The sequence below is a fragment of the Exiguobacterium sp. s35 genome, from assembly GCF_018617535.1.
Classification (GTDB): domain Bacteria; phylum Bacillota; class Bacilli; order Exiguobacteriales; family Exiguobacteriaceae; genus Exiguobacterium; species Exiguobacterium aestuarii.
In genome coordinates this window covers 512,781-527,106 of record NZ_JACSKI010000001.1, presented here as the reverse complement: position 1 = coordinate 527,106, position 14,326 = coordinate 512,781, and the positions used below count along the sequence as shown (strand labels likewise).

Below are 14,326 nucleotides of genomic sequence, written 5' to 3'. Positions count from 1 at the left end.
CCCTTATCGCTACTGAATATTGTATCGGAAAACGGCTTCATTGCCAACATTTCCGTTCAATCTAGTAGAGGTTTTAGTGTATCGGCAAGCGGTGCGATCGCTTTCTTGTCCGGTTGCTTCCCTGCGACGAGTTGTCGGATTGACAAGCCAAAGTCCATCTGGAGATGCGGATAGTCAGGGAATGAGTTCCAGTCGCCTCCCCATTCGAAACCAAGCGCCTTTCCTAATTCCCCAAGCTCTTGCCAATCTGGTACATCGTTGCGATTACGATCCGTGCTTAAGTCATAGTCCGTCTTATTGTTATGGATGATGACAAAATCGACCGCCAGTCCATAATTGTGATAGCTTTGACCTGCTTTCGCATTCGTCACCACTTGTCCCGGTTCAGAACGCCCTTGTGCATATAAAGCGTTTTGTTCTTTTGCTGAACGATACCCTGACGTCAATCGAACTTCGAGATCGAGACAAGAATGAGCCAACCGTACGAACATCGCACCACGTTCCGCAACTTGCGGATGTAGGCGATCAAAATCAATCTTCGTTCTTGCCAATATCGTGTTTTCCGCCCCTACGTCCCGGACACACATGTCCGCTTCAAACGTGGGCTCATCCACCCATGGCACAGGTTCTGGCTGCATATAAAAGTAAGCAAGTATGATACCAATCAAGAAGGCGACCATCGCAAGTGATAACACGCCGGTCCATCTCATCTTCTTAACCGTTTACGGAGTCCTTTAAGGATGGGCAATCCTTTTTCGAGTGCCATATAGAACGGGCGATTTAAGACGAGGTCGAATTCTCCGACTTTCTCAATCATGTCGCTCCCCCATCCAGACTTGAATGCATAGAGACCCGCATATTCATCATCAGGATCCGTGCTACCCGAGACGCCACCAAAATCATAACGCTCGGCTCCACTCTCTTTCGCCGCTTGCATCATCGTCCATTGCATCAAATGGTTTGGCATGAATTCACGGAACTCATTTGACGAGGCACCATATAAGTAATAAGAACGTCGTCCCGCAAGTGTCAAAAGCCCACCTGATAAGACAAGTCCATCCGGGTAAGCCTGATTCAATTCGACAAGCTCAGGTAACGCTTGCTCGGCTTTTTGAATTTGTGCCACCGTCTGTTCTTTACGGTTATGAAGGCTCGTTCGTTTCTTTTCGACGGTTTCCTTCTCTAACCCACGTTCAATTTTTTCCAACTCTTTTTTCGCTTTCTCAAGCGTTGCTTGTTGCTGATCGAGCGCAATTTTAGGTTCGAGTTTTGTTAAAAAGAGTCGAGCATCGTTCGGTTGGAGACAATCATATAGATTCTCAAAATAATCAAGACCGCGAATGGCAAACCCGTCACGTTCTCCCGTCACTCTCATGAGATCGGCGAACGTTTTTAATCCATCACGACCGACTTCCTTACAGACGATTCCTTTTTTCTCTGCTAAACGAACGTTATAGCGGAATTTATGATGGAATTTCGCAAAAATTTCTTTTTCACTCGGACGTAAATCCGTCTCCATCGTGAAACGAGGTTGTGCATAATCGAAGCCACCCCCGTACCCTTTGTGCCGAAATCCGACGGCTTCCATTTCTGTCAAGAGACCCGGCATCTCATCGCGGTCGATGTTCGGATCGATTTTGATGACGATTGCTTTATGGTTCGCAGCGACACGCTTTGCTTCTTTTACAAGCGCTTGGAGCGATGCCACGTCATCATAGTCTACGACAAAGCCACGTGGCGCATAACATAACGTATATGGTAGTTTCGGGACACGTTTAAATAACAACAAAGCCACACCGGTCGTCAATCCGTCGCGGGCAACTGCGATTCGTTCTGACGTCCATCCGTTCTGTCGTTTTACATCTCCCCAACTTGATAGTTGTAATAGGTCGCCACGGTCGTGTTTTTTGACGAAGTCGTCATGTTCTTTTTCTGTCAACGTAACTGGTTGTACTGCCATAAATCATGCTTCCTCCGTATTCAAAATGGTCGATCGGACAATCGCCTCTTCGTCGAGTGGCAATTTCTCGTTTCCGATTATCTGATATTTTTCGTGCCCTTTTCCTGCTAACACGATGATATTGTCCGGTTTGGCTAAGCTTGCCGCATAGCGGACCGCTTCTTCCCGGTCGCCGATTTCGACGTAGTTATCGTGCGTCATTCCGGCCGCAATCCCTTTTGTGATGGATTCATACGCTTCGAAGCGAGGATCGTCTGTCGTAATGATGACCGTCCCCGCATAAGTCGATGCCATCTCTCCCATAGCCGGACGTTTCGTCACGTCACGATTACCGCCTGTACCGATTAAAAAGACAATCTTCTCTTTCGGTACGCCGACGAGCGATTTTAAACATTGTTCAATCCCATCCGGAGTATGGGCATAGTCCGCGTATACGTTGTAACCTGGAACGTCTAGGCGCTGCATGCGTCCTTTGGCCGGATGAATCATTTCAAGTGCTCGAGCGATTTTCTCCAATGAGTATCCTGCTGCAAGGAGACAACCTGTCGCGAGCAATAAATTATACACGTTGAAACGACCGATAAACTGAACGGTCACCGGTAGGCGTGTGCCTTGATAGTTCAACACAAAGCTCGTTTGAGACAACGTCTGTTCAATCTCAGACGCCATCAAATCAGCCATCGTGTCGATTCCATACGTCAATACTTTTGCACCTGTCATCGTCTCATATAGGGCACTCTGTGCATCATCTGCATTCAAGACAGCCACTTTCCCACGTGAAGCCATTTGACCGAGCTGTGCGAAGAGCAATCCCTTCGCTCGCGCATAGTTTTCGAACGTCCCGTGGAAATCAAGATGATCATGCGTCAAATTCGTGAATCCAACGATATCAAAATCCGTTCCGATGACGCGGCCGAGCTCTAAACCGTGCGATGACACTTCCATCATGACGTCTGTCACACCTTCATCACGCATTTGCGCCAACAATTGTTGAAGTTCTGAACTTTGAGGTGTCGTGTTTTTACTCGGCACGACTTTGTCATTAATTCGCACTTCGACTGTGCCAATCAATCCGGTCGAGTGTCCGAGGACGTCGAGGACGTCCCGTAAAATCGTCGTCGTTGTCGTTTTACCGTTCGTTCCAGTGATTCCGAACAGTCGCATCTGTTCAGAAGGATACGCATAAAATGCTGATGCCAAAAGCCCGATTGAGCGAGAACTATCACGCACAATCAAGTTCGGAACGGAAAGTTCGAGCGGTCGTTCACTTACAACCGCAACTGCCCCTCGTTCTACCGCTTGAGACGCATATTCATGTCCATCGACCGTATATCCTTTGATGGCGACAAACAATGTCCCCGGGACAACTTCCCGCGAATCGGTTGTCACGTGAGTCACCACGATGCCTTCAAGATTTGGTTGGTTAATTAGTTGTATCGTCTTCACTAAATCCGTTAAGTTCAAGTCTTTCCCTTCTTTCACCTGTATCCTATCCAAACTAAAGAATACCTCTTAATCAGTGTAGAGAACTTACAATTCGGTTTCAAGTCACGCTTCGTTTGGGAGGACGTATGACTTCGCTGGTTGATGTGTCAATACTTCACGAATCAATGCATTGACCTCATCGCGCTCGATTCGCTCCACTTTTTGAATCACGTGTTCGATCGGCTCTACTTCATCGAGTAACAGCAAGTTTCGACCATTTCGGTTCATGCGTGCGCTTGAGCTTTCATTCCCTAGGACGAGTGAACCTTTTAATTGGCGTTTCCCTTTATCGACTTCTTCATCCGTCAATCCTTCTTCAAAGAGACGCTTCAATTCTCTCTCTAAAATGAATTCGACTTGATTCAACGTGTCTGGTGACGTTCCGACATAGATGGTGAACGTCCCATGATCCGCAAACGTCGTGTAGTATGAATAAATCGAGTAGGCCAATCCTTCTTCTTCACGAATCGATTGAAACAGGCGCGAGGACATCGTCGCACCGATGGCATTGTTCATGAGTGCCAAGTGGGGTAACCGGTCATCCGTTGCCGAAATGGCCTCGTAGTTCCAACAGAGGTGCGCCTGTTCCGTTTCCTTTCGTTTCGTCAACGTGTCATCGAACAGTTCTGGTTGAGTGAGTTCTTTCGACGATTCCCTAGAAGGGATGTTGGCAAACCTACGCTTCACTGCCTCCATCAATTCTTCAGAGACATGTCCAGCGATGGAGACGACAATTTCTTCTGCCACGTATCGCTCTTGTAAATAGTCAACGAGCTGATCCCGCGTCAATCGATTGACGCTTTCTTCTGTTCCAAGAATTGGTTGTGCGAGAATATCATCACGATATGCCGCAATCGCCAACAGTTCATGGACGAGGTCTTCTGGCGTATCCTCATACATTTTTATTTCTTCCACGACGACCCGTTTCTCTTTCTCTAATTCGGTCTCATCAAGTACCGAGTCAAATAACATATCCGTCAAGACGTCGAGCGCCATGACCGCATGTTCGTCAAGTGTCTTCACATAAAAACAAGTATGGTCTTTCGAGGTGAAGGCGTTGACGCTTCCACCGAGTTCATCAAAAAAGGAAGCAATTTCTTTCGCGTTTTTCGACGACGTCCCTTTGAACAACATATGTTCAATCAAATGACTGATCCCGATGTTTTCAAACGACTCCGTTCGTGTTCCGGCTTTAATAAAGACACCGGTCGACGTACTGCGAGAGCCTTCAATCGGTTCGATGATGACGCGGACACCGTTTTGTAGTGTCATCCATTCCATATTCTCACTCCTATGAAAAAGGCCATCGCACCAAGACGATGGCCAGAATAATTAATTTGTCGAGCGCGGTGGACGACGGTCCCCGTCACGACGTGGCGGACGGCCTTCACGAGGTGGACGGCTTTCACGTGCAGCCTTCCGTTTCGCTTCATACGCTTCACGCTCTTCAGGAGACAATCCTTCTAAGATGAGCGCTTTATGCGATGCGTTGACACGACCTTTATCATCAATTTCTGTAACTTTAACTTGAATCGTATCACCGAGCTTCACGACGTCTTCGACGTTCGCGACACGCTCTAGGCTGAATTCTGAGACGTGTACGAGTGCATCTTTTCCTTTGAAGAGCTCGACGAACGCGCCGAACTTCTCGATGCGGCGTACCGTTGCATCAAATACTTCACCGACGACGACTTCGCGTACGATGTCCCCGATCATCTTCATCGCAAGATCGATACCTTCTTGGTCTGTCGAAGCAATGAACACCGTTCCATCTTGTTCGATGTCGATCTTGACGCCTGTTTGGTCGATGATGCTGTTGATCATCTTACCACCTGGTCCAATCACATCGCGGATCTTATCCGGGTTGATTGTCATCGTGATAATTTTCGGTGCATATTTCGACAATTGTGTACGTGGTGCGTCTAACGTTTCGAGCATATGGTCAAGGATGTGTAGACGACCGACACGAGCTTGTTCGAGTGCTTCTTCTAAGATTTCACGCGTGATTCCAGCAATCTTGATATCCATTTGAAGGGCAGTAATCCCGTCTTTCGTTCCAGCAACTTTGAAGTCCATATCACCGAGATGGTCTTCGAGTCCTTGAATGTCTGTCAAGACCGTGTAGTGCTCTCCTTCCATGATGAGACCCATGGCAATCCCAGCGACCGGCGCTTTGATTGGTACACCAGCATCCATCAAGGCGAGCGTCGATCCACAAATTGAAGCTTGTGAACTTGAACCGTTTGACTCAAGCACTTCCGATACGAGACGAATCGTATACGGGAAATCTGCTTCTTTTGGAATGATTGGCAAGAGTGCGCGTTCACCGAGTGCTCCGTGACCAATTTCACGACGACCTGGTGCACGGACCGGACGTGCTTCACCGACCGAGAATGGTGGGAAGTTGTAGTGGTGCATGAAGCGCTTATTCTCTTCTAAACCGATTCCATCAATGATTTGTGCATCACCGATGACACCGAGCGTCGCAACCGACATAACTTGTGTTTGACCACGTGTGAAGAGACCAACACCGTGTGCACGTGGAAGCAATCCGACCTCTGAAGCGAGCGGACGGATGACATCCGGACGACGACCGTCTGGACGCACTTTGTCGACCGTGATCAAGCGACGAACTTCATCTTTGACGAACTTGTTCAAGATGCCTGAAACTTCTCCAAGTTTTGAAGGCTCATCAGCAAGGCGCTCTTCATACATCGCCACGTATTTCGCAATCACTTCATTGATGGCTTCATCGCGAGCATGTTTCTCTTCCACTTGAACCGCTTCAACGATTTCAGGACGAGCTTCTTCAAGCTCTGCTGTGAGTGCCTCATCGTATTTCGAGACCGTATATTCAAACTTCGGTTTGCCGACTGCATCAACGATTTCTTGTTGGAACGCAATCAAACGCTGAATTTCTTCATGACCAAACAAGATCGACTCAAGCATGACATCTTCTGGTACTTCGTTCGCGCCAGCTTCAACCATGTTGATGGCAGTCGATGTCCCTGCAACTTGAAGCTCAAGATCCGTTTTCTCCATTTGAGCCGTCGTTGGGTTAACGACGAATTCGCCGTCAACACGTCCGACCGTAACACCTGCGATTGGACCATCAAACGGTACATCTGAAATCGAGAGTGCGATTGACGTTCCGAGCATTCCCGCCATCTCTGCCGAGCAGTCTGGGTCGTTCGACATGACGTAAATCATGACTTGGATGTCATGGCGGAATCCGTCTGGGAAGAGCGGACGAATCGGACGGTCGATGAGACGTGATGTCAAAATCGCATTTTCCCCCGGACGTCCTTCACGGCGAAGGAATCCCCCTGGAATTTTACCGACTGAATACAATTTTTCCTCATAGTTGACCGTCAATGGGAAAAAGTCTAAATCTTTTGGTGCTTTTGAAGCCGTAACTGTCGCAAGGACGACCGTGTCGCCATAACGAACGAGCGCCGATCCATTTGCTTGCTTCGCAAGTTGACCGACCTCTACAGACAATGGGCGTCCGCCCCACTCTGTAGAGAATACTTGTTTCGTACCTAACATGTACATTCTCCTCTCAAACCTTATCTAGTTTATTATGTAACTCTATCTTACGAATGTCTAATCATTTTCCTTAAAAAAGAAGAAACGGACTAGGACGTTGTCCCAGCCCGTTAAACAGTCTCGATCGATTAACGACGGAGACCGAGGCGTTGAATCAATTCACGGTAGCGCGTAACGTCCTTGTTACGAAGGTACGTAAGCAAGTTACGACGACGTCCAACCATTTTCAAGAGACCGCGACGTGAGTGGTGGTCTTTCTTGTGTGTACGAAGGTGAGCGTTCAATGTGTTGATTTGTTCAGTCAACACTGCCACTTGTACTTCCGGTGAACCAGTGTCACCTTGTTTAGTCGCGTATTCCGCGATAATTTCGTTTTTACGTTCTTTTGAGAGTGCCATTGCCTCTCCACCTCCATTTAATAAAAAATTGCCGTGTTGCCGAGCCGGCGTTGGTGAATCGACCAGCCAAGCGAAACGGTGTACTTTGCGTACTTGACAAGGATAGCGTAACCGCAACCGAAAGTCAAGATAGGATTGAGCGTGCCGACACCTCATCTTGTTTTAGTTGAGCGACCAATGCATCCAACCCATCGAACGCTCGCTCGTTGCGGATATATTGAATCCACTCAATCTCAATCACTTGCCCGTACAAATCCTCCGAAAAGTCAAAGAGATGACTCTCAACAGAGACTGCTCCCGTCTCATAAAAAGTCGGGCGACGTCCGACGTTTGTCATCGCCTTGAACGTCCGGCCGTCTGGGAGCGTGACGCGTGTCGCATACACCCCGAGTCGTGGCATGACATAAGAGGCGTCCATCAACACGTTCGCAGTCGGAAATCCGATCGTTCGCCCTCTCGCATCTCCGTGAATCACTTCACCGCAGATGACATATGGGGCACCGAGTAACTCATGTGCTGCGTCAACGTGACCTTCAGCCAATAGTTTACGAATCCGAGTCGAGGATACCTTCTCTCCATCCATCGTCTGTTCCGTAACGACGGACGTCGTGAACTGATCACGCGAATGGTATGGAAGTGTTTCCATCGTCCCTTCGCCAAACTTGCCGTACGAGTAATCAAATCCTGCCGTCACATGTACGGCTCCCGCAGCAATTAAATAATCGTCGACAAACTGTTGAGGGGATAATCCAGCCAACTCTTTCGTAAACGTCAAGACGAGACACCGCTCGACACCGAGCGCTTCGATTCGCTTCAATTTCCGAGATAAAGGTGTGATATAACGGACCGCGTCCGGTTTGTTCGAAAGCACTTGTTTCGGGTGTGGGTCGAACGTAACGACCGTCACCGGAAGGTTATGTTCCGCTGCCACGCGTTTGGCATGATTGATTACGGCTTGATGTCCTTTATGAACACCATCAAAAAAACCAAGCACCATGACCGATGGATACAGGTCAGGTGTTTCAGGATAGGTGAGATGTCTTGTTTCCATACTGTCAATTTCCCCCTTAGTCGATGGCCAGCATGACCTCGACTGTAGCGTCTGTCGTTCCATCTTGTCTTCGATATAAAGCAAGAGGGATTCCTTCTTCATTATAGACAGTAAATAACTCAAATTCGAGCGAAACGCCGTTCAACTTCCCACCATTGCGAATATAGCGTTCCCGATTCTTTGGGATCGTGATGGCAGGCCAACGTTTGATGACATCCTCGAGCGGGATGACATGCGCCATTCGTTCTTCGACAGTCTCGAGTGCCTGTAGCGTTTCAAGCGATACGGCATGTGCCTCCTCGAATGACCCAGAACTCGTCCGTCTGAGTTCGCTCATATGGGCAGGGTAACCCAGCTTCTCCCCGATTTGAACGGCAAGTGTACGAATATACGTCCCTTTTCCGCAATCGATCTCCATTCGGAAACGACATACTCCTTCTTCAAACGTCAATCCACTCGTCCGTTCTAGACGGTGAATCTCTACCATCCGACGTGGGCGTTCTACAGTCTGTCCTTTTCGGGCATACTCGTACAATTTCTTCCCATTTACTTTGACAGCCGAATAATACGGTGGGATTTGTTCAATCGTCCCAATTAATTGACGCATCGCTTCATCAATCTGAGCTTCATCCAACCCATTCGGTGCGACGTCCTTTTGCTCCACGACCTCACTATGCGCATCCTCCGTCATCGTAGCGGTGCCAATCGTCACCTCGGCCACGTAACGCTTACCTTCGTCAGTTATAAAACGAGATAATTTCGTTGCGCGTCCTAAGCAGATTGGCAACACACCTGTCACTTCCGGGTCAAGCGTACCCGTGTGACCGACTTTTTTCGTTTGAAACAATTTTCGTAATTTGAACACACAGTCATGACTCGTCATGCCACGGTCCTTATCGAGTACAAGCACTCCGTTCGGTTCCAATTTCATCCCTCCATACAAAAAAAGGGAGAACGATGTCTCCCCTTTCAAGTTATTGATCTTTGTTCAAATCACGAATCAATGAATCGATATGGCTACCATATGCGACCGATGAATCGTATTCAAACGAGATTTCTGGTGTTTTACGAAGACGGATGCGGTTCCCGATTTCGCGACGGATAAATCCTTTCGCTTTGTCGAGACCTGCTTGCGTTTCTGCTTTCACATCTTCCTCATCACCGAGCACCGTATAATAGACCGTTGCTTGTTGTAAGTCCCCTGTCACGTCAACACTCGTGATTGTAGCGTTTTTTGTGCGTGGGTCACTCACTTCCCGTAACAAGACGTCTGTAATCTCTTTACGCATTTGCTCGGCAACACGTTGGGCACGAATTTTCATACGTGATCCCTCCTCACATTATTTACGTTCGACTTCTTTCATGACGAACGCTTCAATGACATCTTCTACTTTAATGTCATCAAATTTCTCTACTTTAATTCCACACTCATATCCAGTCGCAACTTCCTTCACGTCATCTTTGAAGCGGCGAAGCGTATCGAGCTTGCCTTCATATACGACGATTCCGTTACGAATGACACGGACACCAGCGTCACGTGTGATCTTACCTTCAGTCACATAACAACCTGCAATCGTACCGACTTTCGATACTTTGAAGACATCACGGACTTCGACTTGACCTGTGATTTCTTCGACGAACTCAGGGTCAAGCATCCCTTTCATCGCGCTCTCGATTTCTTCGATCGCGTTGTAGATGATGCGGTGGAGACGCATTTCAACATTTTCTTGTTCCGCCATTGAACGGGCGTTACCGTCAGGACGAACGTTGAAACCGATGATGACAGCGTTCGCCGCTGATGCGAGGATGACGTCACCTTCTGTGATTGCACCGACACCTTGGTGAACAATATTGACTTTAACGCCTTCTACATCAATCTTGCGAAGTGAACCAGCCAATGCTTCAGCTGAACCTTGTACGTCTGCTTTGATGATGACGTTCAAGTCTTTCACTTCACCTTCTTGAATCCGGCTGAACAAGTCGTCAAGGCTGACTTTCGCTGATTCACGGCGTTGTGATTCGAGGTAACGTTGGTAACGTTTTTCCCCGATGGCACGTGCTTTCTTCTCATCTTCGAAGACGATGAACTGGTCACCGGCTTGTGGCACATCGTTCAAACCTGTGATTTCGATCGGTGTCGATGGACCGACTTGTTTCACACGACGACCGATGTCGTTAACCATCGCACGGACGCGACCGAACGTGCTACCGACGACGATTGGGTCACCGATACGAAGCGTACCGTGTTGAACGAGAAGTGTTGCGACAGGTCCGCGACCTTTGTCGAGCTTCGCTTCGATGACTGATCCACGAGCTGGCATGTCTGGCGTCGACTTATATTCTTCGACTTCAGATACGAGAAGAATCATCTCGAGCAACTCATCGATTCCTTCACCTTTGATGGCAGAAATCGGAACGAAGATCGTTTCGCCGCCCCACTCTTCAGGAATGAGACCGAACTCCGTCAATTCTTGTTTGACACGATCAGGGTTTGCCCCTTCTTTGTCCATTTTGTTGACCGCAACGATGATCGGAACGTTCGCTGCTTTCGCGTGCGAAATCGCTTCCTCCGTTTGTGGCATGACGCCATCGTCAGCCGCAACGACGATGATGGCGATATCTGTCACTTCCGCACCACGTGCACGCATCGTTGTGAACGCCGCGTGACCTGGCGTATCGAGGAATGTGATTTTCTTATCGTTTACAGAGACTTGGTACGCACCGATATGTTGCGTGATCCCACCTGCTTCACCTGCGACGACTTTCGTGTTACGAATCGAGTCAAGAAGTGTCGTTTTACCGTGGTCGACGTGACCCATGATTGTGACGACCGCTGGGCGCTCTTCAAGATCATATTGTGAGAAGTCAATCTCAACTGTTTCGAAGTCTGTTTCGTCCACGACGACTTCTTTTTCTACTTCAAAGCCAAACTCAGAAGCGAGCAATTCGATCGTTTCGTCGTCAAGCGTCTGGTTAATTGTCGCCATTACGCCAAGACCCATCAACTTCATGATGATCTCGTTCGGCTTTTTGTTCATTTTTTCTGCAAGGTCAGAGACACTGAGCACGTCGTCATACTTGATGACGTTCCCCATCTCTGCTTCTTGTGCGAGACGAGCCGCTTTACGCTGACTTGTCTTCGAGTTTGGATCGGCTTCTTGTGGCACTGCCGCTTTTACCGGCTTGCCTTTACCTTTCCCTTTTCCACGTTTTTTATTACGTGGGTCGTTGTTACGGTTGTCGTTACGATTTTGACCACCGCGATTGTTTTGACCGCCACGGTTTTGTTGTGCCGCTTGCGGACGTGCTTGTTCTTTTTTCTCTTGTTTCGGTTCGTTCGAAGTTGAAGTAGCTTTCGCTTCCGCTTGCTTCTCGGCACGATATTTTTCTGGATTGAACACGCGGTCCAACTGCTTGACTGTCTCATCATCGAGAACGGCCATATGGTTTTTCACCGGTTTGTTCAATTTTTCTAATTGAGTAATGACTTGTTTACTCGTTACATTCTGTTCTTTTGCAAATTCATAGACGCGTTTTCCCAAAGCATCCACCTCCGTTAATAGTTAAGAGAGAAGTTGCTTAAGCTTGTTCGCAAATCCGGATTCTGTCACCGATACGACGACACGCATATCTTTCCCAAGCGCGGCCCCGATTGTATAGCGATCACTCACTTCAATCAACGGCACTTGATAAGATGCACATTTGTCGGTGACTCGTTTTTTCGTCGAGTCACCTGCATCTCCGGCTAGAATGACGAGCTTGGCACGACCCGCTCGCACATCCTTTAATACAAACTCTTCTCCCATCGTTACTTTCCTTGCTCGAGCGGCAAGGCCTAACAATGATTCCCACTTACTCATGATTCGTCACCTGCGACAGCTTTCAACTGTTCATACAAGGTATCGCTCGTTTTTACTTTCAAATGATGATCGAGCGTCCGTTTTTTCTCTGCTTGACGAACGACATCGAGATCTTTTGATAAGTAGGCACCGCGACCGTTCACTTTACCGGTCTGATCGATGACTACGTCACCTTCAGGCGTTCGAACGACACGAATCAATTCTTTCTTCGGGAGCATTTCTTGTGTGACCACACACTTGCGCAAAGGAAGTTTCTTTTGCTTCATGGTCATTCCTCTTCTTTCACCACAGCTGTTTCAACTGAAGCATCTGATAAGTCTTGTTCAACTTCATTTTGAACAATTTCTGGCTCTGATTCAACTTTTTCAGCGAACGTATCGAACAAATCGAGCGCTTCCGCATCTGTCTCGCTCTTAATGTCGATTTTCCAACCAGTCAACTTCGCAGCGAGACGCGCGTTTTGACCACGTTTTCCGATTGCGAGTGACAATTGATAGTCAGGTACGACAACCGTTGTCGATTTTGCAGGCTCATTGACATAAACGGCAACGACTTGCGCCGGGCTAAGTGCGTTTCGAACGAACTCTTTCGGGTCTTCAGACCAACGAACGATATCAATCTTTTCCCCGTTCAATTCGTCGACGATTGTTTGGACGCGTTGTCCCTTCGGTCCGACACATGCGCCGACCGGGTCAACGATATCCGAGTGTACGGCAATCTTCGAACGGTCTCCTGCTTCACGTGACACAGACATGACATCGACTGTACCGTTTGAAATCTCTGGTACTTCAAGTTCGAAGAGACGGCGTAAAAGTCCCGGGTGCGTACGCGATACTTGAATCGCAGCACCAGAACCTTTTGTCGTCGAATCGACTTTTGTCACGTATACTTTGATACGGTCATGAATCTGATACGATTCGTTCGGCATTTGTTCGTTCGGAGTAAGGACCGCTTCGATGTTATTCTCAAGACCGATATACAAGTTGCGCGGGTCAAAACGCTCAACAATCCCTGTCATGATTTCATCTTCTTTGTCAGCGAAGTGGTTGTAGATTCGTTCGCGTTCAGCTTCACGCATTTTCTGTGTGACGACTTGTTTCGCAGTCATCGCCGCAACACGTCCGAAATCACTTGGTGTGACTTCTTCTTTATGGAAATCACCGAGCTCATAGTTCGGGTCGATTTCATGTGCTTCTTCAAGCGAGAGCTGTTGGTCTGGTTGTGTGAGACGTTCTACAACTTCTAAAAGTGCGTAGACACGGATATCTCCTGTCACCTGGTCGAACTCGACTTTCACATGCTCGTTCGGGTTTGCGACGTTTCGACGATAAGCAGAAATGAGCGCTTGTTCGAGAGCGTCGATAATTATATTTTTATCAATTCCTTTTTCTTTGGCAATCTGATCGATTGTAGTGAGTAATTGTGGACCCATCTTCTTCCCTCTCCTTAACTAAACGTGACCGCTAAGCGGGCTTGTGCAATTTTGTCTACCGGTAGCGATACCGCTTTTTTTCTTGTCTTGATGCGTGTCTCGATCACGACCGTTTCCCCATCATATGCCGTCAAAATTCCTTCAAACTCTTTGGCACCATCGATCGGAGCGAACGTTTTCATGTAGACGTTTTTGCCTACTGCACGTTCGAAATCGCTCGGCTTTTTCAGCGGACGCTCCGCACCAGGACTCGAGACATCAAGATAATAAGCCTGTTCAATCGGATCGGTTTCGTTCAGTTTTTCCGAGAGTTGTTCATTGATATTGACGCAATCGTCTAAATCGACGCCCCCTGGTTTATCGATATAAACGCGCAAGAAATAGTCTGGACCCTCTTTTACGAATTCCACATCGACCAATTCCATGTTTTCTCGTTCGACGATTGGCAACGCAATCGATTCAACGACTTCTGTTATTTTGGACACTCTCATCCCTCCTTCTGGCTTTTACATACAAGAAAGGAGTAGGGTTCCCTACTCCTTTCCGTCGTAGTATCCAACTTTGTTCGATACCAATATATCATATTTTCCC

At 47.9% G+C, this 14,326-nt stretch carries 14 protein-coding genes; all 14 read right to left on the bottom strand.

Features of this window, described 5'->3' with window-relative positions; genetic code table 11:
* Window positions 1-56: 56 nt before the first annotated feature.
* The 14 genes from KNO75_RS02700 to rimP all read right to left on the bottom strand — a co-directional run bounded on the left by KNO75_RS02700 (window position 57) and on the right by rimP (window position 14,226).
* Window positions 57-710, bottom strand: coding sequence for a M15 family metallopeptidase (locus tag KNO75_RS02700; RefSeq protein ID WP_214788703.1), 654 nt, complete (start codon window positions 708-710; stop codon window positions 57-59).
* The gene (locus tag KNO75_RS02695; protein ID WP_214788706.1) at window positions 707-1,960 is read right to left on the bottom strand and encodes a lipid II:glycine glycyltransferase FemX; all 1,254 of its coding nucleotides are present in this window, start codon (window positions 1,958-1,960) and stop codon (window positions 707-709) included. The genes KNO75_RS02700 and KNO75_RS02695 overlap by 4 nt, the downstream gene beginning before the upstream one ends.
* Before the next feature lie 3 nt (window positions 1,961-1,963).
* The gene (locus KNO75_RS02690; RefSeq protein WP_251126021.1) at window positions 1,964-3,424 is read right to left on the bottom strand and encodes a UDP-N-acetylmuramoyl-L-alanyl-D-glutamate--2,6-diaminopimelate ligase; all 1,461 of its coding nucleotides are present in this window, start codon (window positions 3,422-3,424) and stop codon (window positions 1,964-1,966) included.
* Between the two features lie 84 nt (window positions 3,425-3,508).
* The gene (locus KNO75_RS02685; protein WP_214788709.1) at window positions 3,509-4,726 is read right to left on the bottom strand and encodes a M16 family metallopeptidase; all 1,218 of its coding nucleotides are present in this window, start codon (window positions 4,724-4,726) and stop codon (window positions 3,509-3,511) included.
* Between the two features lie 51 nt (window positions 4,727-4,777).
* Window positions 4,778-6,994 (bottom strand): polyribonucleotide nucleotidyltransferase, encoded by a 2,217-nt coding sequence (pnp, locus tag KNO75_RS02680; protein ID WP_214819678.1) that lies wholly within the window; start codon window positions 6,992-6,994, stop codon window positions 4,778-4,780.
* A 128-nt stretch (window positions 6,995-7,122) separates the two neighbouring features.
* Window positions 7,123-7,392 (bottom strand): 30S ribosomal protein S15, encoded by a 270-nt coding sequence (gene rpsO, locus KNO75_RS02675; protein ID WP_074034662.1) that lies wholly within the window; start codon window positions 7,390-7,392, stop codon window positions 7,123-7,125.
* A 124-nt stretch (window positions 7,393-7,516) separates the two neighbouring features.
* Window positions 7,517-8,443 (bottom strand): bifunctional riboflavin kinase/FAD synthetase, encoded by a 927-nt coding sequence (locus KNO75_RS02670; protein WP_214794039.1) that lies wholly within the window; start codon window positions 8,441-8,443, stop codon window positions 7,517-7,519.
* A gap of 16 nt (window positions 8,444-8,459) precedes the next feature.
* Complete coding sequence (gene truB / locus KNO75_RS02665) at window positions 8,460-9,374, bottom strand: tRNA pseudouridine(55) synthase TruB (protein WP_251126020.1); 915 nt, start codon at window positions 9,372-9,374, stop codon at window positions 8,460-8,462.
* Between the two features lie 43 nt (window positions 9,375-9,417).
* Window positions 9,418-9,765, bottom strand: coding sequence for a 30S ribosome-binding factor RbfA (gene rbfA, locus KNO75_RS02660; protein ID WP_015881430.1), 348 nt, complete (start codon window positions 9,763-9,765; stop codon window positions 9,418-9,420).
* 18 nt (window positions 9,766-9,783) lie between these two features.
* Window positions 9,784-11,985: a translation initiation factor IF-2 gene (gene infB, locus KNO75_RS02655; RefSeq protein WP_214788721.1), complete on the bottom strand. Its 2,202-nt coding sequence runs from the start codon at window positions 11,983-11,985 to the stop codon at window positions 9,784-9,786.
* A gap of 21 nt (window positions 11,986-12,006) precedes the next feature.
* On the bottom strand, window positions 12,007-12,303 hold the full coding sequence (locus tag KNO75_RS02650) for a YlxQ family RNA-binding protein (RefSeq protein ID WP_214788724.1): 297 nt from the start codon (window positions 12,301-12,303) through the stop codon (window positions 12,007-12,009).
* Window positions 12,300-12,575, bottom strand: a complete 276-nt coding sequence (gene rnpM / locus KNO75_RS02645; RefSeq protein ID WP_214788727.1) for an RNase P modulator RnpM — start codon at window positions 12,573-12,575, stop codon at window positions 12,300-12,302. The genes KNO75_RS02650 and rnpM overlap by 4 nt, the downstream gene beginning before the upstream one ends.
* Entirely contained in the window at window positions 12,572-13,735 is a 1,164-nt protein-coding gene (gene nusA, locus KNO75_RS02640; RefSeq protein WP_214691843.1) for a transcription termination factor NusA, read from the bottom strand. Before nusA ends, rnpM begins: the two co-directional genes overlap by 4 nt.
* Window positions 13,736-13,749: 14 nt before the next feature.
* Window positions 13,750-14,226, bottom strand: a complete 477-nt coding sequence (gene rimP / locus KNO75_RS02635) for a ribosome maturation factor RimP (RefSeq protein WP_214788732.1) — start codon at window positions 14,224-14,226, stop codon at window positions 13,750-13,752.
* Window positions 14,227-14,326 lie beyond the last annotated feature (100 nt).